Raw genomic sequence first — 22158 nt, forward strand, 5'->3', positions numbered from 1 at the left:
CCGTGCCGGTTTCGACAACGAGAAAACCGTGAGCGCTCACAACCAGCACGTAGGGAATAGTAGGCACCAATCCTGCGATTGCTCAAGGTGCGCTCATCATTCCCTGCCCCGGGTGGTTATAGAAAGGGCCTCGATCAACCGGTGACCGATAGCCTGAACATTGCCGGCAGTTGAACCTTAAGACGAACTGCCGCTCTTAAAGTCACCTCTAGATGCGCAAAAGATACCTGCCACGGTAAAGCCAACCGGAACGAAAGTGTTCGCCTCGATATATAAATTTTCATCTATTTACAAGGCTTAACACATGCGGGCCGGCCCTTTCAGCCTGGATCCAATGTCCGTGGAGATGCAGAAAATTGGACAGTTTTTATACAAACCTTCAAAAGCTTAGCCAAAATAGATTCGGCACAAGAAATTTTTTTGCTTCTTGCGCAACGTCAGTTTACTTACTACAAGTAATGAGTAGTATGTACGCCGGCTATTAGCTCACTCTGAGAAAGTAGCCATCTAATTGAAAGTCCTTGAAGGGGAACACGATGAACAACGTTCTGAAATTCTCTGCTCTGGCTCTGGCCGCAGTTCTGGCTACCGGTTGCAGCAGCGTATCCAAAGAAACCGAAGCTCGTCTGACTGCAACTGAAGACGCAGCAGCTCGCTCCCAGGCTCGTGCAGACGAAGCCTACCGTAAAGCTGATGAAGCTCTGGCTGCTGCTCAAAAAGCACAACAGACTGCTGACGAAGCTAACGAGCGCGCTCTGCGCATGCTTGAAAAAGCAAGCCGCAAGTAATAATCCTCCGGGGTTGTTATCAAGCCGATCCATTTTTGGATCGGCTTTTTTATTGCCTCGGGCTTGGCACTCCATTTGTAGGAGCGAGCTTGCCCGTGAAGGAGGCCAACGATCACGCGGGTCTGCTGAGTTAACGCAGCGCTCTCAGGTTTTTCGCGAGCAAGCTCGCTCCTACAGGTCAACCGGAGCGCTGGCGGCTGCTGATGCTGCGCCGGGTACGCCAATTTCAGTCGGCAAACCATCTTCAGCCGCAACGACATCACGCACCTGGTCCCAGTTCACCCGCAGGTTATTGGCCAAATCCTCGCGCTTGAGCAACGCGTTGATCACCGCCGTGTGCTTGTCGACCACCGACGGCGTGCCGTCATCGTTCAACGGTGTATGCGCTTCCAGGTAAACCTTGCCACCGCTACTGCCGAACTTGTAGGCGTCGTTGATAATGCGCACCGACGTGCCCACCGGCACCATGCCCGCCATCTCCAATACGTTGTTATTGAACATGCGGAAGCAGCCGTGGCTGGTACGCGTGCCGATACCAAATTTCATGTTGGAACCGTGGATCAGGTAACCCGGTGTGCCGAGGGTGAACTTGAACGGCCCCAGCGGGTTATCCGGGCCAGCGGGCACCACGTTGGGCAACGGATCACCATTGGCGGCATGTTCGGCCTTGATCGAGGCCGGTGGCGTCCAGGTCGGGTTCGGCGTCTTGGCAATGATACTGGTGTGGGCGATCGGCGAACCCCAACCTTCACGCCCAATGCCCAGCGGGAAGGTGTAGACGACGTTCTGGCCCTTGGGATAGTAGTACAGCCGGTATTCCGCCAGGTTGATCACAATGCCTTCCCGCGGCCCGGGCGGGAGGATAAAGCGTGTCGGCAATACGATGTCAGTACCCGCGCCCGGCAACCAGGCATCGACACCCGGGTTGGCCGCGACCATTTCCGAATAGCCCAAGTCGTAGGTGGTGCCCAGGTCGGCAAAGGTGTCTTCGTACTTGGCCTTGATCACCTGGACCTGACCGACAATGTCCTCGCCTGGCGGCGGCAAGGGCAACTGCAAGGCTGCCGCCGACCCGGCCGCACAGAGCGCAGCGAGAGACAGGCAGCAGGTGACGACGGAAAGGCGCGACAACATCCGGAAAATCCTTCGCAAGACGACGGGTAGGTTAAAACAAGCTGCAAGCTACAAGCCGCTAGCTTACAGCTTATAGCTTAAAGCTTGCAGCTGCTTCTATAGCTCGAAACGCAGCTCCGGCCAGATTGGCGGCGTGCCGCGCTTTTGTGATTCGAGAATCGCCCGGCACAACGGGCACAGGCGCTGGTCCTGGAAAATCGAACGATCTACCGAGGACCAGCGTGGCTGTGCAGGCAATAACGTGCCGCAAAGCGTGCGGTCGATCGAGCCGCCCAACTCCAATTGGCGCGCCACCAAATGCACCCGCACTTCCTGGCAGGCAAACAGATCCAGCTGCTCGTCCGGCTCGATCAGTTGGTAGTTAAACAGGGACCAGGCAGGGCGCGACATCGAGGGCTCCAGATCAGGGGGGCGCCACCTTAGCCGAAAGCCTGCCGGTAGAAAAGCGTCATAGCAGCGGTTTTAGCGTCGGCCAGACATTTTCCAGCAACTTGTCCTGGGCTGCGACCGCCGGGTGCAGTTGATCAGCCTGCATCAGTTCCGGGTGACCCCCCACGCCTTCAAGGAAAAACGGTACCAGCGGGATATTTTTTTCCTTGGCCAGCGCGCCAAAGACGTCGGCGAAGGCCGTGGTGTATCGCGGGCCATAATTAGGCGGCAACTGCATGCCCAACAGCAGCACCTTGGCACCGCCAGCCTTGGATTGGTCAATCATCGACGCAAGATTTTGTTTCAATTGCGCCGGCGGTTGCCCGCGCAAGCCGTCATTGCCCCCAAGCTCGATAACAACCACGTCGGGCTTATGCTCTGCAAGCGCCGCGGGTAGCCGCGCGAGGCCTCCTGCACTGGTGTCGCCGCTGAGCGAAGCATTGACGACTTTATCGTCAAACCCCTCCTTCCTGAGGCGTTGCTCCAGCAGTGCAACCCACCCTTTGCGGGTATCCAGGCCGAAACCGGCACTGATACTATCGCCAACGATCAGGACTGTACCCGCCGCTGCGTTCTGGGCCATGCACATCAAGGCCAGGCCAGCACTCAAAAACCACATTCGCATCGGATTCTCCATGGGCGCAAGCATTCTCACCGCGCGGAACCTTAGCAAAGTGGTTCCCAGCGCGGAAGGTGAACTGACTATCCTGCACGAACTGAGCCTGGAACTGAACAAGGGCGATAGCCTGGCTATCGTAGGCAGTTCCGGTTCCGGCAAATCCACACTCCTGGGCCTGCTGGCCGGCCTTGACCTGCCCAGCAGCGGCGAAGTCACCCTGGCCGGGCAAGCCTTGAGCACCCTTGACGAAGACCAGCGTGCGCGCATCCGTGCCGAACATGTGGGTTTTGTATTTCAATCCTTCCAATTGCTCGACAGCCTTAACGCACTGGAAAACGTGATGTTGCCGCTGGAGCTGGACGGCCGCAAGGACGCCCGCGAGCGTGCCAGGCATCTACTGGAACGTGTCGGCCTGGGTCAACGCCTGACCCACTCGCCACGCCAGCTGTCCGGTGGCGAGCAGCAACGGGTGGCCATTGCCCGCGCGTTCGCCGCCGAACCGGACGTGCTGTTTGCCGACGAACCCACCGGCAACCTCGACAGCCACACCGGCGAGCGCATCAGCGACCTGCTGTTCGAGCTCAATAAAGAGAGCGGCACGACCCTGGTACTCGTCACCCACGACGAGCGCCTGGCCCACCGTTGCCGACGCCTGATCCGCCTTGAAGCCGGCCTGATGGTCGCGCCCCTGGAGCCTTGATGGCACGCCTGCCGCTGCTACGCCTGTTCAGCCTTGCCATGCGCCAGTTACTGCGCGATGCCCGCGCAGGCGAACTGCGCGTATTGTTCTTTGCCTTGCTGGTGGCCGTGGCGGCGAGCACCGCCATCGGCTACTTCGGTGCCCGCCTCAACGGCGCCATGCTGCTGCGCGCCACCGAGTTCCTGGGCGCCGACCTGGTGCTCGAAGGCAGCTCCCCAGCCCGCCCCGAGCAAATCAGATCGGGAACCGAACTGGGTCTGGATCACGCCCGCATCGTGGAGTTCTCCAGTGTTATCGCCACGGACAATGGTATCCAGCTCTCCAGTATCAAGGCAGTCAACGAGCAGTACCCATTGCGCGGCGAGCTGAAAAGCAGCGCTGAGCCCTTCGGAACACAAACTCCGGGCGGCGGCCCCAAACCCGGCGAAGCCTGGGTGGAAGCAAGGCTGCTGACCGCGCTGGACCTGAAAGTCGGCGACAGCATTGATGTCGGCATGAAGACCTTGCGCCTGGCGCGCATCCTGACCTATGAGCCTGACCGCGCCGGCAACTTCTACAGCCTCACGCCCAGGGTGATGATCAACCTTACTGACCTGGACGCCACCGGTGTGGTCCAGCCGGGCAGTCGTGTGAGCTACCGCGAACTGTGGCGCGCACCGCAAGGCAGCACCGCACTGCAAACCTATCGCGACCTGGTCAAGCCAGGCCTTGCCGCCAACCAGCGCCTGCAAGACTCCCGTGATGGCAACCAGCAGATCGGCGGCGCCCTGGGCAAAGCCGAGCGCTACCTGAACATGGCCAGCCTGGTGGCGGTGCTGCTGGCTGGCGTGGCCGTGGCGCTCTCGGCCAACCGCTTCGCCAGCCGACGTTTCGATGCCAGCGCGTTATTGCGTTGCCTGGGGTTGTCGCGGCGTGAAGCCATGTTGCTGTTCAGCCTGCAACTGAGCGTACTCGGCCTGCTGGCGAGCCTGGCCGGCGCCCTGCTCGGCTGGCTTGCTCAATTTGGCCTGTTCTACTTCCTGCACGATCTGCTACCCGCCGACGTGCCTGCGGGTGGGCTGCTGCCGGCGGTTGCGGGGATCGGTACCGGGCTCGTTGCCCTCGCCGGCTTCGCGCTGCCGCCGTTGGCTGCGCTGGGTCGCGTACCGCCGCTGCGGGTATTGCGCCGCGATTTACTGCCGATTCCATCAAGTACCTGGATGGTCTACGGCGCGGCGCTCTTCGCCTTGGGCCTGATCATGTGGCGCCTGAGCCTGGACCTGGTATTGACCTTCGCTTTGCTGGGTGGCGGCGTGGTGGCGGCGTTGATCCTTGGTGGCTTGCTGCTGTTGCTGTTGCAAAGCCTGCGACGGTTATTGGCTCGCGCCTCCCTACCCTGGCGCCTGGGCCTGGGCCAATTGCTGCGCCACCCGCTGGCGGCGGCAGGCCAATCCCTGGCATTTGGCTTGATCCTGCTGTCGATGGGGTTGATCGCGCTGTTGCGAGGCGAGTTGCTCGACACCTGGCAAAACCAATTGCCCAAGGACGCGCCGAACTACTTCGCGCTGAATATCCTGCCCGCCGACAAGGACGCCTTTGGCGCCCGCCTGTTGGAGGTACAGGCGCAAGCAGCGCCGCTGTACCCGGTGGTGCCGGGGCGGTTGATCAGCATCAATGGCGAGCCCGTGCAGGAAATCGTCAGCAAGGACTCCAGCGGCGACCGTGCCATTCAACGCGACCTGAGCCTGACCTGGGCTGCCGACCTGCCGCCGGGTAACGTCCTGACGGCAGGCGCCTGGTGGTCGGCGCAACCGAGCGATGAAATTCCTGGCGTGTCGGTGGAAGCCAAGGTAGCCGAGAGTCTGAAACTCAAGCTCAACGACCACCTGTTATTCACCATAGGCGGGGAAAACCGCGAGGCACGGGTCACCAGCCTGCGGACCATCAACTGGGATAACTTCCAGCCCAACTTCTTCATGATTTTCCAACCGGGCACCTTGAAGGATCTGCCCGCTACCTACCTGACCAGTTTCTATCTGGCGCCCGGGCATGACCAACAGATCGTCGACCTGTCACGGGCCTTCCCGGCCGTCACCATCCTGCAGGTGGAAGCTCTGCTGGAGCAGTTGCGCAGCATCCTGGCCCAAGTGACCCTGGCGGTGGAGTACGTACTGTTGTTTGTGCTGGCGGCGGGAATGGCGGTGTTGTTCTCCGGCCTGCAGGCCACCCTGGATGAACGAATCCGCCAAGGTGCGCTACTACGTGCACTGGGTGCCGAGCGCAGGTTGCTGGTCAAGGCGCGCCGCATTGAGTTCGGCCTGCTCGGCGCCGTCAGCGGCCTGCTGGCGGCACTGGGGACGGAGCTGGTGACCTGGGTACTGTACCGTTACGCCTTTGACCTGGCGTGGCATCCCCACCCGTGGCTGTTGCTGCTGCCCGTGATCGGTGCCTTGCTCATCGGTGCAGCCGGTGTATTCGGGACCCGCCGCGCACTGAATGCCAGCCCGCTGACCGTATTGCGCGAAGGCTGATACGCAGAGGGTCCGTACCCTGCCCAGAGCACGGACCCTCACCGCTATTTCACATATTCGATCTTAGTGATCCACCAACACACTTCACCACCGGGTGTCTGTACGATTGCCTCGTCGTCCACCTCCTTGCGCAGCAGGGCGCGGGCCATGGGTGAGTCGATGGAGATGTAATCCATACGGTCGTAAATCTCGTCATAGCCCACGATGCGAAAACGCTTGGTATCACCCGCTTCGTTTTCGATTTCGACCCATGCACCGAAAAACACCTTTCCCTCCTGCTCGGGCATGTACTCCACCACGCGCATGTCTTCCAGGCGTTTACGCAGGTAGCGCACCCGCCGGTCGATTTCACGCAGCAGCTTCTTGTTGTACTGGTAATCCGCGTTTTCGCTGCGATCCCCCAGGGACGCCGCCCACGTCACTTTACGAGTAGTGTCTGGACGCTTTTCACGCCATAGGTAATCCAGCTCTTTTTTAAGCGCTTCATGGCCTTCTTTGGTAATCAGCTTGGTACTCAAACGCTTGCATCCCCAGGCAGTGTCCAATGGTGCCAATACGCCAAGGCGTCATGCCCAGGTGTTGGCTGGAGGGGAGTGATGATAAATGAACCCGGGCGGCGAGCCCATCGGCTTATCCCTGGCCATCCAGGACCTGATTCAATCCGAGGAGCGTACCCTGCAGGTGCTGGCGCATGCCTGACAGTTGCGACATCATCATCGCCAACTTTTCAGCCTTCTGGCTAACCTCTGACTCCTGATCCTGCAGTTGAGTATGGAGCTGCTCCAATTCACGATGCTTTTCATCCAACTGGTTTTGCTGCTGTTGCAGCCGAGCCTGCCACTGTTCAAGCATCTCTTCTTTTTCCAGGACAGCACGCCTTTTCTGCGTCAGCTCCTGAGCGACCTTGGCGAGATTACTCAACGTGCTGTCCATCTCAAGCAAAGACTCTTGCTCCAATGGCGCAGGTTCTTTGGGCAGTTCTATTTCGGGTTGCTCAACCTGAAAAGGCACGGTACTGGCCTCAACTTGCGACTCCGGTATCGCGACAAACGATCGCACCGGCTCTTCTACGTAATCTTCATCCACAGGCGGTGGCGCGATCTTCGGGTGACTCGTGTTTCTGGGCGGTGCAACCATTTGCGATGAAAAGCGAATAGACGGCACGATCACCGTATTGCTTTCGATTGCGGGCAACGCGGGGGCTGACATGCCCAACGTGATCACCTTCATGACCAGTGCTTTCTTGATAATGACCGAGTGATGATCCTCGGGTCGGGCAGGCGGTAACCTGCACCCCTTCAAGTCAATGAAATGAAAGGGAACCTGTGGTTCGGCCATCGGGCTTGTCCTGGAGCCCGATGCAGCCGCCGGCATCAGAATTTGCTTGAAGACTTGCATCGCAACCTGCAAATCCTCTTTCGAATCAACGCCGCTCAGGAAGTAGCGCTCGAGCTTTTTACGCAGAACGGCGATGTAGACCCTGGAGTGACCGGGTTCGGCCTCTTCATCGAGGCTATACACAAGAAAGTTCGAGGCCGTTTGAGCGACAGCAAACCCACAGAGCAGCGCGCCGTTCACGGGCGCCTCCTCATTGTCGCGTTCAAGAACAAGGGTACGTAGAAGCATCATGGCAATCAGGCCTCATTACAAAAGATAGAACTTTATATAAACACCAGATAAACATCCGAATATTAATAAGCGTTCAAAACGAAACAATTGTTTCAGCGAATTATCGATCCGAACGTAGGATTCTTCTTATTAGTCGCGCCTCGCGTTCCCAAGCACAACTATTAAACGTACCCTTTTTAAAGCTCCTCCTAATACAACAGGCACCTTCTAACGCGCCCCGGCAAACTTATTCGGTAAACATATGATCGAGATAAGCAACCTGACAAAAAAGCTGGGCAGAACAAGCGTAATCAACAACTTCTCCTTCAGTGCCAAGCGCCAGGAGTGTCTGGGCCTGCTGGGAGAGAGTGGTGCAGGCAAAACAACCCTGCTGAGCTTGATCGCCGGTGTGATCAAACCGACTTCAGGGCAAATCAGTATCCAGGGTTTCAACACCCAGACCCATTCACTTCAAGCCAAAAAAGCCGTTGGCTACCAACTCCAAGGCGGCCTCAACCATCACACGATGTCCGTCAAAAGTGTGATCAATTTTATTGCTGGCATTCGAGGTTTGAGCGGTGTCGAAAAGCGCAGCCAAGTAGAGCGGGTAGCCACGCGGCTGGAGCTGCTGCCCGTGCTCAACTGCCCCCTCGGCGTACTTCCCCTTGGCGTGAAGCGCAGAGTTGCAATTGCTCAGGCTCTTCTGCATTCCCCAACCCTGCTGCTGCTGGATGAACCCACAGACGGGCTATGCCCTGACCAGCGGCTTAAATTCAGGACTCTCGTCCAGTCCCTGACCGAGGACATGACGGTCATTATCGCGTCCCGCCAGTACAACGAGCTGGCGGACATCTGCACCCGTGCCTTGGTTATCGCCAGTGGGCGCATGGTGGCCGACGCCTCACTGCCTGATTTGCAGCGCAGCTCCCGGCATTACCAGGCGGTGACCCTGGCAGCAGACACCCCTCTGGATCTGCTGGCACTTGCCGTGTTGCCCGGCGTTGCAGGAATCGAAGAAGACCGGCACTCACCAGGCAGGGTGACTGTTCTGGCCATGCCCGGGCACAACATCTTCCCGTCAATCAACGCGCTCATCACACACAGAGGCTGGAACATTACGTCACTGAATCTAGAGCCAGGTCGCCTGAACGACGTCGTTCATCATCTGAGCCAAGAGGTAACATCTTGAGACTGCTACCCATCATTTTCACACGACAACTCGCCAGCTACGCCTCTTCACCCACCACTTATCTGAGTGTGGCGGTTTTCCTCGTGCTGAGTGCGACGTTGGGACTACACACCAATCACTGGATGGAGCGAAACAGCAGTGATTTGCAGGCATTCTTCGAGCTACACCCCTGGCTCTACCTACTGCTGGTACCCATTTTATCGACGCAATTGTGGTCGGATGAATACAACACCGGTTTTGACGACACGCTCAAATCCTTGCCTGTCACCTCGATGGAACGGGTAATTGGAAAGTTTATGGCGGCATGGACCGTATGTGGCATCGCGTTGCTGTTTAATTTCCCCTTGGTGATCGCCGTCAATTACCTAGGCACGGCTGACAATACCGTTATCGCGTCACAGTTCCTGGCCAGCTGGTTACTGGCCGGAAGTTATCTGTCTGTAGGTTGCCTGATATGTGTGATTGCGAACCAACGCATCATGATTTTCCTGTTCACGCTGGGCTTGTTACTGACCGCCAGTGGGCTTTCCTCAATGCTGGATGCACTTGAATACCAAACACCGATTTGGATCGTCGAGAGCTTGATGTCCCTTGACCCTATTGCCCGCTTCAGCACGATGGATAACGGCAAGCTGACACTGCATGACAGCCTGTATTTCATAAGCCTGATCATTGCTTTTCTTTCTGCGACGACCATCACACTCAACTACAAAGACAGCTGAGAAGGAAAGCCACTGATGGGATCCGCTATTCGCGCGGGTATGACATTGATTGTCATATCACTACTGTTCCTGGCCTTCAATCTAGTCTGGGTACCTAAACTACCCAATATACGCTGGGACTTTTCACAAGAAAAAATCCACACCTTATCGCCAGCGGCGCGGCAACTGCTCACAACACTTGAAAGCCCACTGGACCTGTATTACTTCAACGCGCTCAATGCCCCTCAAAAAAACCAGGTTTTGAAACGTTATGGCCGACGCGTGGAAGACTTGCTCAAGACGTTCGAAAAAGCTGCCAACGGCATGATCAATCTACATATTATCGACCCCACTCCGTTTTCCGAAGACGCGTACAAAGCCGGCCTGTTTGGTCTTGATGGAGCACAAGGGTTCCTTGGCCTTATCGGTACGCGTGCCGGCCACGGCACCCAACGCATCGAAGTGTTCAGCCCCGAGCATGAGTCGCTTCTTGAATATGAAATCAGCCACCTTATCCATAAATTAATGCACCCTGAACGCCCCACCATCGGCCTGTTGTCGGGGTTGCCGTTAGATCAACCTGCCGGCGAGTTGTTGGAACAGATGCGCGAACAATTCAATGTGGTGGAGCTGGCATCGGACATCGTTCAAGTGCCTCCATCGATAAGTACCTTGATGGTCGTACAGCCACGCGCCCTACCCCAGCGGGCGCTGTACGCCATCGATCAATCGGTATTGAGAGGCACCAAGCTGATGATCTTTATCGACCCCGTGAGCGAGATAGGAGCGGACGCCGTATCGGCTAACACCCTGCTGGAGGGGCTGCTGACCGCTTGGGGCATACAAATGCCTGCGGACAAGCTGTTGGTCGATAATCTCTATGCCTTATCAGCCACGCCAGGCCCCGGAATGCCGACGGTACTGCACCCGGCCAGGCTAGAACTGCCACGACAGGCAATGACCGCGACGGATATCAGCGCCTGGAGACTGGGTGCCGTAACCGTATCAAGCAGCGGTGCGCTCTCCTTGACCACAAAGAACCGTATGCGATTCACCCCCCTGCTACAGAGCTCCCGGCAGTCCGCGCTGTTGGACGCAAAGCGCTTTGCGTCTGCTACCTCGTTTGATTCACTTATCGATGAAACCGCTACTTCAGGGCAGCACCATGTGATCGCCGCCCGCCTTGAGGGGCCCGCCTATTCGGCGTTCCCCGACGGGCTCAAGGGCCAACCGCCGAGCCTGCAAAGGGCTGAGCAGATCCAGATGGTGGTCGTGGCCGACACCGACTTGCTCGCGGACGCTGTCAGCAACGCCCGTCCCAACAGCAACGTGCAGTTTGTATTGAATACATTGGATAACCTGGCGGCGCCCGAGGTACTCAGGCGTATTCGACCCCGTGTCGTGACCCAACCACTGCACAGGCTCGATCTCATGCGCGACGCCGCTGCCCAAAGTTATCGAAAAAGTTCGGGTGAGCTGGAACGACGACTCGAGCATTCAGAGAAAGCCTGGGAAAGGTTGAATCCACCGCATGCAAGCCTCGTCACGCAGGTTGTGGATACCAATACCCACTTGCAGGCACTCAACAAGGAGCGCCTGCAACTGCCCATCGAGTTGCATGCACTCAAGACCGAGGCATACGCGTCGTTGCACCGCTTCGAACAAACGCTGAAATGGCTGCTGGTCACAGCGATGCCGCTACTGTCAGGCCTGATCGCCTTGTTCCTGTTTCTGTATCAACGTCGACGTCGGGCCTTTGCAATCGCAGCCGTCCACTGACTCCTCAGCGACGAGCAATCAGCCCTTGCCGGGCAATGCGTGTCAATTGGCGGATTACCTCATTGGCTTCGTCAGCACTGGGCGCCTGGATGACTGCAAGGTCGAAACTGTTCGTGGCAAAACGCGCCAGGGAGTCGCCGTCTTCAACAAACTGGATCAGGAAGGCCGAAGGCCGACCGGAGCGGCGTGGCCAGCCGTCCAGGTAACGCAGCAATGTCGGCTGGTGCTTACCGCCCAGCAGGATTTTCGGATTGCGTTGTGTCAGGTCCGCGGTGATCGGGGCCAGGCGTATGAGGGGGCGTAGTGCATTCATCATCTCGTGTCTCTGCCTCAAAAGTCTGCGGGCAGGTGAGAGGCAACACCGAACCAGCGCTTTAGCGGTATTTCAAAGTGTTCCCTGCAGGAGGGAGCGTACTTCTGTCGGGGCTGCATCGAGTCCCAGTGGCGCCCCGCAATTAGCTGTTTAAATCGGCGCATGAGCAGCATCCTAGAGAAGCCGGTGGGGCAGTGTCACGAATCCCGAGCAACGAAAAGGCCCGCACATGCGGGCCTTTTTGCGCAGCTTGCGAAACGATCAGTGAGCGATCGCGCGGTCGACAGACAGTTTACCGGCGCCTTCCAGCAACACCGCCAGCGCCCCGCCGAGCAAGGCCAGTGCGAACTCATAACCGTTGTTGGCCATGAACAAACCGTTGTGGATGTGCACCGAGAAGATCGCTACCAGCGTCAGGAAGGTCAGGCCCAGCGCCGCAGGGCGAGCGAGTAAACCGATGATCAGGGCCAGGCCGGCGAAAAACTCGGTACCGCCGGACAGCACCGCCATCAGGGTGCCCGGCGCCAGGCCGATGCTTTCCATCCATTGTGCGGTACCCGCCAGGCCGCCACCGCCAAACCAGCCAAAGAGCTTTTGCGAGCCGTGGGCGGCGAATATGATGCCGACAAAAATGCGCAGAATTGTCAGGCCGTAGCCAGCGCGGGTGGACAGAACGCGTGTGATCATTGGGCTCATGTCGTAAATCCTTTTCCAGGTAGGGTTGGTTGGCCGCTATATTAATCAGTTTAAGCAATAACAAAAGCCGAAATAATGCCTTATTAATATCGATAAAATCGATTATTTGCGAGAGGCGATTTTCGGCGCTGGCGGTTCCAGGGACTCTCGCTCCCGATCGAACGCCAAGTAATACTTGTTGACGCTATTAACATAGCTGACACCGCCCATCCCTACCTGCTCCATGGCGATACGTTCAACCTGGAAGAACCACTGATTAGGGTTGAGCCCGCGGCGCTTGGCCTCGGTACGCATACCCTGCACCCGCTCCGGCCCCATGTTGTAAGCCGCCAGCACAAAGGCCATGCGCTCGCGCTCGTTGAGCTTGGGGCTGGAGAAAAATTTACGCCGGATCATCGCCAGGTAACGCGCGCCAGCTTGCACGTTAGTGTCGAGACTCTCGATATTGTTGACCCCCACCCGCTGCGCCGCCGAAGGCGTGATCTGCATGAGGCCGGTCGGGCCGCCGCTATTGCGAGCACCAGGGTCCAGGGAAGACTCCTTGAACGCCAATGCAGCCAGGTTCAACCAGTCCATGCCTTGCTCACGCGCATGTTTTTGCAGGACCGGGCGCAGTTTTTCCAGGCGCTGGCGGTCGGCGCGCGCCAGCGGGTTGCGCACCTGGTAGAGGCGTCGATAGATACGCTGGAATGCCACATCCTGATCGGAAGGGGTTCGATAGGTCTTGAGGAATCGATCGATGCTGGCCCTGAGCATCGACGCATCCTGACGCACAAACCAGAACTCGTCGCCCGGCTCGCTGATCACGACCTGTTTGTCAAAGCGCAACTTGGGCAGGATTTTCGACCAGCGTTCGGCAATCGGTTTTTCCACGATGGTCAGGTGAAAGATGCCGGCCTGGACCATCTCCAAGACGTCTTCCACCGCCAGGCTCGGGTCCACCCATTCGACTTTCACTGGCGGGCGCTTGTGCAGCGCCAGTTTCTGATTGACCTGACTGATGGCATCCGCCGCCGCACTGCCAGTGGTCAGGGTCAGCGTGCGACCAGACAGTTGCTCCAGCTTGGTAAACCGTCTCTCCCCCTTCACCCCGACCAACCACAGCGGCACATCGCTGACAATCGGGTCGCTGGTACTGATCTTGTGCGCAGCCTTCACATCCAGCAACTCACCAGGCGCCACCAGGTCGCCTTCGCCACGGGCCAACGCGCCGAGCAGTTGGTCCTTGGCCTTGGGGATGATCTTGAGGTTGATTTCCTGCCCATCGCGGGCATGGCCATTGAGGTATTGCTCGAAGGCGCGCAACCGATGGTATTCGACACCGATGGCCTGGCCCTGCACTTCACCGGAGCTGTTGCGGCTCTGGTTGACCAACACCCGCAGGGTACGACTGGAACGAATTTGCGCCAGGTCACGCACCTTACCGGGCTTGGTCACTTCCAGCGGCCCGTCCAGACGTGCGACCGCCGCCATGGGCAGCACCAACGTCAAGCACAACACAAACAACGCCGAGAATCGGATCATCCGCTCTCCGGAAAGAAAACTGGCCAGCGCCTTCGCGAATAACGGAGTGCTGGAGGTCAGAAACAGAGCGCTTCATGCGCTGGCAAGGCACGCAATGGCGGCACGGTGACGAGCAACAGGCTAATCACAATGTCGCTTGCGACGTTCAAAGACAGCGATAACGCGTTGTAGTTCTTGGTTTTTCTTATAAATCTACAGCTCTGATATGCTTTCCGGCCGCAGGCGGAGATAGCACCATGCAACTCATTGATATCGGCGTCAACCTGACCAACCCCAGTTTCGACGAGAGGCACCAGGCCGTTCTCGAGCGTGCCTACGCCGCTGGCGTGCAGCAATTGGTGCTCACGGGTACCAGCGTCGAGGGCAGCGAACAGGCGTTGGAGCTATGCGTAAAACTCGATGAAAGCGGCCAGCGCTTGTTCAGTACCGCCGGCATCCACCCTCACTCCGCCAGCGACTGGAATGGCGACAGCGCCCAACGCTTACGCGGCTTGCTCGGTGAAAGCCGAGTGCGCGCCGTGGGTGAATGCGGGCTGGATTTCAACCGGGACTTTTCCCCTCGTCCACAGCAGGAAAAGGTTCTCGAAGAACACCTGGCCCTGGCCGTCGAGCTGAAACTGCCGGTGTTTCTTCACGAACGCGACGCCAACCAGCGCCTGCTGGATATCCTCAAGAGCTACCGCGACCACCTGCCAGCCGCCGTGGTGCACTGCTTTACCGGCGAACAAGCGGCGCTGTTCAGCTACCTGGACCTCGACTTGCACATTGGCATTACCGGCTGGATCTGCGACGAGCGCCGTGGGACACACCTGCATCCACTGGTCAGGGAAATCCCCCGGGGCCGTCTGATGCTGGAAAGCGACGCCCCCTACCTGCTGCCACGCACCCTGCGCCCCAAGCCAAAGAACGGCCGCAATGAACCGGCGTACTTGCCGCAGGTACTGCGCGAGGTTGCCCTGCACCGCAACGAAACCATGGAAGACCTGGCAGCCCATAGCACCGCCTGCGCCCGTCGCTTTTTCGGCTTGCCTGCCGTGGCGTGATGGGGCGCATTGACCCATGTCAAAACCCCTTTCCTGAGTAGCGGCACAATAATGGCACCTTGCCAATACTGTTTCCGCTATCAGAGAAAACCTTCCATGGGTGCCTGGCTTAGCAATATCTCGCTCAAGTACAAATTCTGGGCCGTCAACGCGGTCGCCTTCATCACCACTCTGTTGCTGGTGCTGTACGCCGTACAGCTCGAACAACAGGCGCGCAGCCATGCGTCCCAGGCATCGGCCCAGGCCCAGGGGCGATTGCTCAGCGCGTGGCCAGCCGACCAAGCCCTGCCCGCTGGCGAGCATTGGCTCACCTATGCCCAAGGGCAAATCCCACAACTTGCCGACCTGGATCTTTCAGCCTTGAGCACTGCCAGCGGTTGGGTCGAAATCAATCACATGCCATTGTTCGGCGAAAACCCACTGATGGGCGCCGAGGTGATCAGCCGCGCCGACGGTCAACACGTCGCCGTACTGGCCTACGCGCCAAGCCTGAGCCAAGTGTTCAGTGAACGCTTCGCCAACTACGCCGTCGCCGTGGCTGTTCTGATGCTGGCCATGCTCGGCGCCTCGCAGTTGTTGATCCGCTTCCTGCTCAGCCAACTCAACACCCTCAAGGACGTGATGCTGCACGTTGAGAAAACCGGCGACCTGTCGGCGCGCGTGCCCTTGGCCTGCAAGGATGAAGTCGGCCAGATGGCCAGCGCCTTCAATGCCATGCAAGCCGGCTACCAGCGGGTGGTCAATACCGTGGCACGCACCGCCCGGCAACTGGATGACGGTGCCGCACGCCTGGCCAGCAGCATGAACGAGGTTCAGCACGGCATGCTCGGCCAGCAAAGCGAAACCGACCAGGCCGCCACTGCCATCAACGAGATGACCGCCACCGTTTACCATATCGCCCAGCACGCCGGCGCCACCCGCGACTTGTCCCAGACCGCCGACACCCTCGCCGGCAGCGGCCAGGAAGTGGTGACCCGGGTACAGCGCTCGATCGCCGGGCTGTCCACCGGCGTGCAACAGACCGCCGAAATGATCCAGAAACTCGCCGAAGACAGCCAGAAAATCAACGGCGTGGTGGGGGTGATCCACAGCATCGCCGAACAGACCAACCTGCTCGCCCTCAACGCCGCCATCGAAGCCGCCCGCGCCGGGGAAATGGGCCGAGGTTTTGCCGTGGTCGCCGACGAAGTACGCAACCTGGCCAAGCGCGTACAAAGCTCCACCGACGAAATCACCCGCATGGTCTCGGCACTGCAAGCCGGCACCCGCGACGCAGTGGACTTCATGCAGGAAAGCTCGTTCAAGGCCGATGACTGCGTGCAACAAGCACAGGAAGCGGGTGCCGCACTGGCTGAAATCACCGCTGCCGTGGCGCAGATGCGCGAGAGCAATACCCAGATCGCCGTGGCCGCTGAACAGCAAAGCCATGTCGCCGAAGAGATGAACCGCGCCGTGGTGAGCATTCGCGATGTGACCGAAAACACCGTGCAGCAGACCGTGGCGTCGGCAACCACCAGCAATGAACTGGCGACGTTAGCCGGGGAGTTGAGCAAGGCGATTGGGCAACTGAAGCTGTAAGACCAATCAGCCTGTAATCCAACTCCTACGTTTACCCCTCTGTTTATCCGAAGCTTTAGCGAAACCTCCTAGCCTTCTCAGCGGATAACGCCGGCTTCTTTTACCCGCCAACCTCTCCAAAGTCTCTCGCCTGATCATTCAGTGCGAGGGACCGCCGATGTACTTCTCTGTCAATGCCTTGCCCCCAGGGGCCGACGTTTGATCCCGGTCATTGGCAAGTTCGTCCTGACCCCGATGAACGCCAAAACGCCGGATGTTGAAAGCGTTTTTCGAGACTTGCGCGATTGCCTGAATACGTTTGACCAATGGGCCGAGAGCTTCTGGAGCTTTTCTGCGCTAGAGGTCGAGCAGGTATTCATGGTCGGGGATGAGGTGGCGCTGGTTGCGCCTATTTCTTCCACCACTCCAAGTCGCACCACCGCCATGTGCAAGGCCCAGGGCTCGTTGACTCTGGTGCATCTGTTCGAAAGTGCGCAGTTCGTACCGATCGGCAACACGCCAGTGATGTTGCAAGCCATTGCCCGGAATGGCAGCCCAGTGGGCGCACCGATCCACCGGACCATCGGCCCCAGCGGGATTCTTGAAGTCAGCGACTGTAGCCGCGACCAGCAATACCAAATCACCTTTTACCCCAACGTCTCCAAGGATCACGTCAAGGCGCTGTATGCGTCTTATCAGTCAGTGATTGGCGAGTTGGAAGTGCGTTTGCGCGAGGAATGGACAAACACCTTCCAAGCCCAATGGGTAGATTTTTCCAAGGCCCCGCCCTTCAAGCGCAGTGCGATGCAAGGTGTGGCCTTTTCAACCGGGCTTGCCAAGGCCCTCTACAACCTGTGGGACAACCTCACACAGTTGCATGACCTGCTGGCAAACCTTAAGCCCAACAGCGAGAAGCTGCTGCACTACCTCTCTCAAGCTGAACTCGATGAGCTGCTGAAGCTCGGCAAAGATGCGGTTGCCAATGGCCTGCTGATACTCAGTGATGAGCCGCTGCTGTTCATTTATCTGTCGGCGGTGGTTGGCTGGATACGCATGCTACCGCCGCCAGAGATGTATGAGCTGCTGGGTGAGATAACCGGCGAAGTCTTGATCAACTTGTTGCTGATCTGGGCGACCCGGGGAATGGGCGTGCAGGTTCGTCTGGGCACGCAGGTGCTGGGGCATATCAAGTCCGGACGCGCGCGGGCCTTGCTGGAATTGCTGGCCAAGCAGCTTGTAGGGCCGGGGTTGGGGCCGCATGTGGAGGCGGCCAAGCCGTTGTTGTTGGGGAGTGCGGTGACGCCGGTCAAGGTGGTGCCGGCTGTACCGTTGAAGGCTGGAGATCAACTGGTTTCGAACCCGGTGCCGGCGGTACGCAGCAAGGCCAGGCAAACCGTATTGGTCCGGCAGGAGCACGTCGACGATGCGCCTGTCATGGCTTCGAATCCGAAGGGAGATGCGGCGGCCCCAGCAGATAAGACGCTCACTAACGGCTGCCCGGTGTCGATGGTTACCGGCGAGGAACTGCTGACCCTCACCGATGGTTCGCTGGACGGGATCTTGCCGTTTGAGTGGACGCGGTTGTATCGCACTAGTGCGGTGGAACTGGATCGTGGGTTGGGGTTTGGGTGGAGTCATTCGCTGGCCCATCGGCTGGTCGTTTCTGGCGACTCGGTGGTGTGGACCGACCACGAGAATCGCCGTACTCAGTTTCCATTGCCCACCGATTCTCGACCCGCGATCACCAATAGCCTGGCGGAAGCGGCGATCTACTTGGGCTCGGCTCCTGATGAACTGGTGCTGGCCCAGGCGTCGCGGTTTTATCACTTTCGCGATGGTGTGCTGGTTTCGATCAGCGATGCGTATGACAACCGCCTGCGCATTGGCCGTGATCGTTCAGGGCGGATTGAGCGGCTGGATAACGGCGTCGGTCGCTCGCTTTTGTTGCGCTATGAACTGGATCGCATCGTCGCGGTGGACTACCAGGTTCATCGCGCAAAAGGGCGTGAGCCCTACGTCTGGGTGACCGAGCGAAACGTTGTTTCCTACGCCTATGACGAAGATGGACGACTGGTTTGCGCGACCAATGCCGTCGGTGAAAGCGAGCGTTACCGGTACGACGAGCAGCACGTCATTGTTGAGCGGCAGTTGGCCGGTGGGGCGAGTTTCTGTTGGGCGTGGGAAGGCTCCGGCAAGGCGGCGCGCTGTGTCCGGCATTGGGCGAGTTTTTCGCAGATGGACACGCGCTATGCCTGGGGTGATGACGGGCGCGTCACCGTGCATAACGCCGATGGTAGCCAGGAAGTCTATGTTCACGATGACCGGGCGCGGTTGGTACAGCGCATCGATCCCGACGGCGCCCAGCATTTCAAATCCTACGATGAAAAAGGCCGGCTGACTGTCGAGCAAGATCCGCTGGGGGCGGTGACGGCGTATCAGTACGACGAAGCTGGGCGCTTGGTGGCGTTGTTTCCGGGGGATGATGAGCCGACGTCCTACGAGCATGACAACGGCTTCGTACGGGTTGTACGGCGTGGCGAGGCGGTCTGGAAATATGAGCGTAATAACCAGGGCGACGTTACGCGCAGGACCGATCCCGATGGGCAGGTTACGGACTACAGCTACAACAAACATGGGCAACTGACCGGGGTTTGGTATCCCGATCACAGTTGTCATCGGTTGGTGTGGAATGAGCGTGGGCAGCTCGTTGAAGAACAACTGCCCAATGGCGCGATCAAGCGCTATCGCTATGACGACCTTGGACGGCAGATTGCCCGTGAGGATGAGCATGGCGCGCTGACCCAGTATCAATGGGACGCCGCAGGTCGCCTGCTGAAACTGACCCAGCCCGGCGGTGCTTGCCGAGAATTCAGCTACAACCCCTACGGAAAAATCATCGCCGAACGCGATGAACTGGGCCACGTCACCCGCTACGAATACGCCGACGGCCTGCACCTGATCAGCCGCCGCATCAATGCCGACGGCACCCAGGTCAAATATCGCTACGACAATGTTCGGCTGCTGCTGACCGAAATCGAAAACGAAGTCGGCGAAACCTACCAACTCGACTACCACCCCAACGGCCTGATCCAGCAGGAAACCGGCTTCGACGGCCAACGCACCGCGTATGCCTACGACCTTAACGGCAATCTGCTGGAAAAGACCGAACACGGCGACGATGGCAGTCAGCTAGTTACCCGCTACGAGCGCGATCACGCCGGACGCCTCGTACGAAAAACCCTGCCCGATAACAGCGTTGTCGACTATGCCTACGACCGCCAAGGCAATCTCCTCAGCGTCGAGGACGGCCACTGGGCGTTAGCCTACGAGTACGACCGCCAAAACCGTCTCACCGCCGAACACCAAGGCTGGGGCACCTTGCGCTACGGCTACGACGCCTGCGGCCAACTGAAAAACCTGCGCCTGCCGGACAACAACCGCCTCACCTTCAACCATGACAAAGGCGGCCAACTCGCCACCGTCGAACTCAACGGTGAAGAGCTCACCTCGCATCTATTCCACAGCGGTCGCGAACATCAGCGCCAGCAAGGCCAACTCCTCAGCCACTACCACTACGACGACCAGAACCGCCTGCACGCCCACGCGGTTACCCAACAGCAAAACCACCTCTATCAACGCCAATACGACTACGACAAAAGCGGCAACCTCACCCGCCTGCTCGACACCCGTAAAGGCCAGCACGACTACCGTTACGACCCGCTCGCCCGCCTGACCCGTGCTAATCATTCGCAGGACGTGCAGGAACGCTTCGGCCACAACCCGGCGGGCAACCTGCTCATGCAAGATCGCCCCGGCCCGGACATCGTTGCCGCTAACCGCCTGGTGATCCAAGGCGACCGCCATTACGACTATGACGCCTTCGGCAACCTCATCCGCGAACGGCGCGGCAAGGGCCATCAACTCGTCACTGAATACCGCTACGACTGCCTGCATCGGTTAATCAGCATCACAAAGCCGAACGGCGAAACCGCCAGTTACCGCTATGACCCGTTTGGGCGGCGCATCAGCAAGACCGTAGATGACAAAACCACGGAGTTTTTCTGGCAAGGCGACAAGCTGATTGCCGAGCATCATGCGGACTGTCATCGCAGCTACATCTACGAACCAGACAGCTTCCGCCCGTTGGCACTGCTGGAAGGGTTTGGTCCAAAAGAAACAAAGCCCTACCACTACCAACTCGACCACCTCGGCACACCGCAAGAACTCACCACGCCCGAAGGCGAAATCGCCTGGTCCGCCCACTACCGCGCCTACGGCCAGATCGCCCGTCTCGACGTAGGCAAAATCGACAATCCACTGCGTTTTCAGGGTCAATACTTCGACCAGGAAAGCGGACTGCACTACAACCGCCATCGCTACTACAATCCGGATATTGGTCGTTACCTGACGCCGGACCCGGTGAAGTTGGCAGGTGGGATCAACGGGTACCGGTATGTGCCCAATCCCACGGGGTGGGTGGATCCGCTGGGGTTGAACTCGTGTCCTGGCAGGGATGGCTGCAAACCAACTCATAATGTCGATGATTCGACAAAACACGCGAAAGCTAACAACGGCGAGCCAACGCTGCCCGCACCAGCCTCAACGCCAGAGAGAACGGTTCGGGTTAGGCACTACACAAACAGGAAAGGATCGAAAGGAATTGAAAAAGATGGCGTGATATTGGCTCAAGATAACAATAGAGTGTATCTCGAGCCTGCGAAAAACAAGATACTTAGTCCTGTCGATGCCCAAGACAAATACCAAATCGAAAAAAGCAAGGGCCGAGACTACATTGAGATGGATGTACCTGAATCAAGATTAGAATGGGTGAAAAACCCTAGGTATAACGTCATGGAGCTAACCGTAAGAGGGAATTTAGAAATAAACAACCCTAAGTTCACGAGAAGAAAGTAATGCTAGAGAAAAATAAAGAAATAGTACTTGCAGGCGAAGAAGCGCTTGAAGCATTGAAAGAAATTGAATTCGTATTGATATCCCTTCACAAAATTGGCAGCTTTTATGCTAACAAACCTGGCGCGGTGGAAGAGTATAGAAGAACAACTACTGACTTCATCGACAACTGCGAGATCACAAAACGTCTTGCAAGGGTTCGCACGATAATTTCTCATCATTTTGACGACTCTATCGGCGACGATGATATGGATGACATGGAAAGACATTTCCTAGACTTGAAATTCTGGAAGCCAGCATCAACAGAAAGAAATCATTACAACGCAGAAAACTTCTCTTTCTCAGATGGAGTCATCGATCAACTAACCGCTAAACGAGATGAGCTATTAATGGTCTTTACGGACCAGCAAGAACAACTTTTCCTGATTACCTTCCACAGATTAATTTCCTTTCATGGATTAAGCCCAGCGGGTAGTGAAGTATGCGATATGCATGAGGAAAAAGCCTCTACTCTTTCACAGAAGAACGTGTGTATTGACCCAAATGAAAAAGTTACAACTTACTATTTCAAGTCTGGCAGTGGTGAGACTGTTCTTGCAGTCGTTGCAAGCGGCTACAGCGTTGAACGCATATGACAACAGTGGGTACTTTTAAGAA

The 22158-nt window shown here is 57.9% G+C and carries 18 protein-coding genes; 10 read left to right on the plus strand and 8 right to left on the minus strand.

What is annotated here, in order from left to right; genetic code table 11:
* The first annotated feature begins 536 nt into the window (after positions 1-536).
* On the plus strand, positions 537-788 hold the full coding sequence (gene oprI / locus JFT66_RS01085) for an outer membrane lipoprotei OprI (RefSeq protein ID WP_003172710.1): 252 nt from the start codon (positions 537-539) through the stop codon (positions 786-788).
* Positions 789-959: 171 nt separating this feature from the next.
* Here the strand turns inward: oprI and JFT66_RS01090 are convergent, their stop codons facing one another.
* The 3 genes from JFT66_RS01090 to JFT66_RS01100 all read right to left on the minus strand — a co-directional run bounded on the left by JFT66_RS01090 (position 960) and on the right by JFT66_RS01100 (position 2976).
* Positions 960-1922, minus strand: a complete 963-nt coding sequence (locus JFT66_RS01090) for a L,D-transpeptidase family protein (RefSeq protein WP_198858617.1) — start codon at positions 1920-1922, stop codon at positions 960-962.
* 96 nt (positions 1923-2018) lie between these two features.
* Positions 2019-2312, minus strand: a complete 294-nt coding sequence (locus JFT66_RS01095; RefSeq protein WP_016972348.1) for a hypothetical protein — start codon at positions 2310-2312, stop codon at positions 2019-2021.
* 58 nt (positions 2313-2370) lie between these two features.
* Positions 2371-2976, minus strand: a complete 606-nt coding sequence (locus JFT66_RS01100) for an arylesterase (protein ID WP_034118845.1) — start codon at positions 2974-2976, stop codon at positions 2371-2373.
* Positions 2977-2986: 10 nt separating this feature from the next.
* On the opposite strand from JFT66_RS01100, the gene JFT66_RS01105 reads away from it, so the two are divergent.
* Complete coding sequence (locus JFT66_RS01105) at positions 2987-3670, plus strand: ABC transporter ATP-binding protein (protein WP_005786391.1); 684 nt, start codon at positions 2987-2989, stop codon at positions 3668-3670.
* Complete coding sequence (locus JFT66_RS01110; RefSeq protein ID WP_153870577.1) at positions 3670-6180, plus strand: ABC transporter permease; 2511 nt, start codon at positions 3670-3672, stop codon at positions 6178-6180. Before JFT66_RS01105 ends, JFT66_RS01110 begins: the two co-directional genes overlap by 1 nt.
* Before the next feature lie 44 nt (positions 6181-6224).
* On the opposite strand, the gene greB is transcribed toward JFT66_RS01110, so the two are convergent.
* Together greB and JFT66_RS01120 are read right to left on the minus strand one after the other, a co-directional pair.
* The gene (gene greB / locus JFT66_RS01115) at positions 6225-6698 is read right to left on the minus strand and encodes a transcription elongation factor GreB (RefSeq protein WP_034118843.1); all 474 of its coding nucleotides are present in this window, start codon (positions 6696-6698) and stop codon (positions 6225-6227) included.
* A gap of 112 nt (positions 6699-6810) precedes the next feature.
* Positions 6811-7809, minus strand: a complete 999-nt coding sequence (locus JFT66_RS01120) for a hypothetical protein (protein WP_198858618.1) — start codon at positions 7807-7809, stop codon at positions 6811-6813.
* Between the two features lie 241 nt (positions 7810-8050).
* Here JFT66_RS01120 and JFT66_RS01125 point away from each other — a divergent pair, with 241 nt between their 5' ends.
* Genes JFT66_RS01125 through JFT66_RS01135 form a run of 3 tightly spaced genes read left to right on the plus strand, consistent with a single transcriptional unit; the run spans position 8051 to position 11457 of the window.
* Positions 8051-8977, plus strand: coding sequence for an ABC transporter ATP-binding protein (locus JFT66_RS01125; RefSeq protein ID WP_153837799.1), 927 nt, complete (start codon positions 8051-8053; stop codon positions 8975-8977).
* Positions 8974-9699 (plus strand): ABC transporter permease, encoded by a 726-nt coding sequence (locus JFT66_RS01130; RefSeq protein WP_034118840.1) that lies wholly within the window; start codon positions 8974-8976, stop codon positions 9697-9699. Before JFT66_RS01125 ends, JFT66_RS01130 begins: the two co-directional genes overlap by 4 nt.
* A gap of 15 nt (positions 9700-9714) precedes the next feature.
* Complete coding sequence (locus JFT66_RS01135) at positions 9715-11457, plus strand: Gldg family protein (RefSeq protein WP_153837797.1); 1743 nt, start codon at positions 9715-9717, stop codon at positions 11455-11457.
* Between the two features lie 4 nt (positions 11458-11461).
* Here JFT66_RS01135 and JFT66_RS01140 read toward each other — a convergent pair whose 3' ends face one another.
* From JFT66_RS01140 to JFT66_RS01150, 3 genes are all read right to left on the minus strand, one after another.
* Positions 11462-11770, minus strand: a complete 309-nt coding sequence (locus JFT66_RS01140; protein WP_034118951.1) for a hypothetical protein — start codon at positions 11768-11770, stop codon at positions 11462-11464.
* A gap of 261 nt (positions 11771-12031) precedes the next feature.
* Positions 12032-12466, minus strand: coding sequence for a DoxX family protein (locus JFT66_RS01145; RefSeq protein ID WP_034118838.1), 435 nt, complete (start codon positions 12464-12466; stop codon positions 12032-12034).
* Positions 12467-12568: 102 nt separating this feature from the next.
* The gene (locus tag JFT66_RS01150; RefSeq protein ID WP_198858619.1) at positions 12569-13990 is read right to left on the minus strand and encodes a transglycosylase SLT domain-containing protein; all 1422 of its coding nucleotides are present in this window, start codon (positions 13988-13990) and stop codon (positions 12569-12571) included.
* A 236-nt stretch (positions 13991-14226) separates the two neighbouring features.
* On the opposite strand from JFT66_RS01150, the gene JFT66_RS01155 reads away from it, so the two are divergent.
* The 4 genes from JFT66_RS01155 (at position 14227) to JFT66_RS29695 (ending at position 22136) form a co-directional block, all read left to right on the plus strand.
* Positions 14227-15033 carry a TatD family hydrolase gene (locus JFT66_RS01155; protein ID WP_034118836.1) on the plus strand — a complete coding sequence of 269 codons (807 nt, stop codon included), beginning with the start codon at positions 14227-14229 and terminating at the stop codon, positions 15031-15033.
* A gap of 96 nt (positions 15034-15129) precedes the next feature.
* Entirely contained in the window at positions 15130-16611 is a 1482-nt protein-coding gene (locus JFT66_RS01160; protein WP_034118835.1) for a methyl-accepting chemotaxis protein, read from the plus strand.
* A 198-nt stretch (positions 16612-16809) separates the two neighbouring features.
* On the plus strand, positions 16810-21504 hold the full coding sequence (locus tag JFT66_RS01165) for an RHS repeat-associated core domain-containing protein (RefSeq protein WP_198858620.1): 4695 nt from the start codon (positions 16810-16812) through the stop codon (positions 21502-21504).
* Positions 21504-22136 (plus strand): hypothetical protein, encoded by a 633-nt coding sequence (locus JFT66_RS29695; RefSeq protein WP_233096979.1) that lies wholly within the window; start codon positions 21504-21506, stop codon positions 22134-22136. The genes JFT66_RS01165 and JFT66_RS29695 overlap by 1 nt, the downstream gene beginning before the upstream one ends.
* The last annotated feature ends 22 nt before the right edge of the window (positions 22137-22158 follow it).

This window comes from Pseudomonas sp. MF6755, assembly GCF_016405635.1.
GTDB classification, from domain to species: Bacteria; Pseudomonadota; Gammaproteobacteria; order Pseudomonadales; family Pseudomonadaceae; genus Aquipseudomonas; species Aquipseudomonas haemolytica.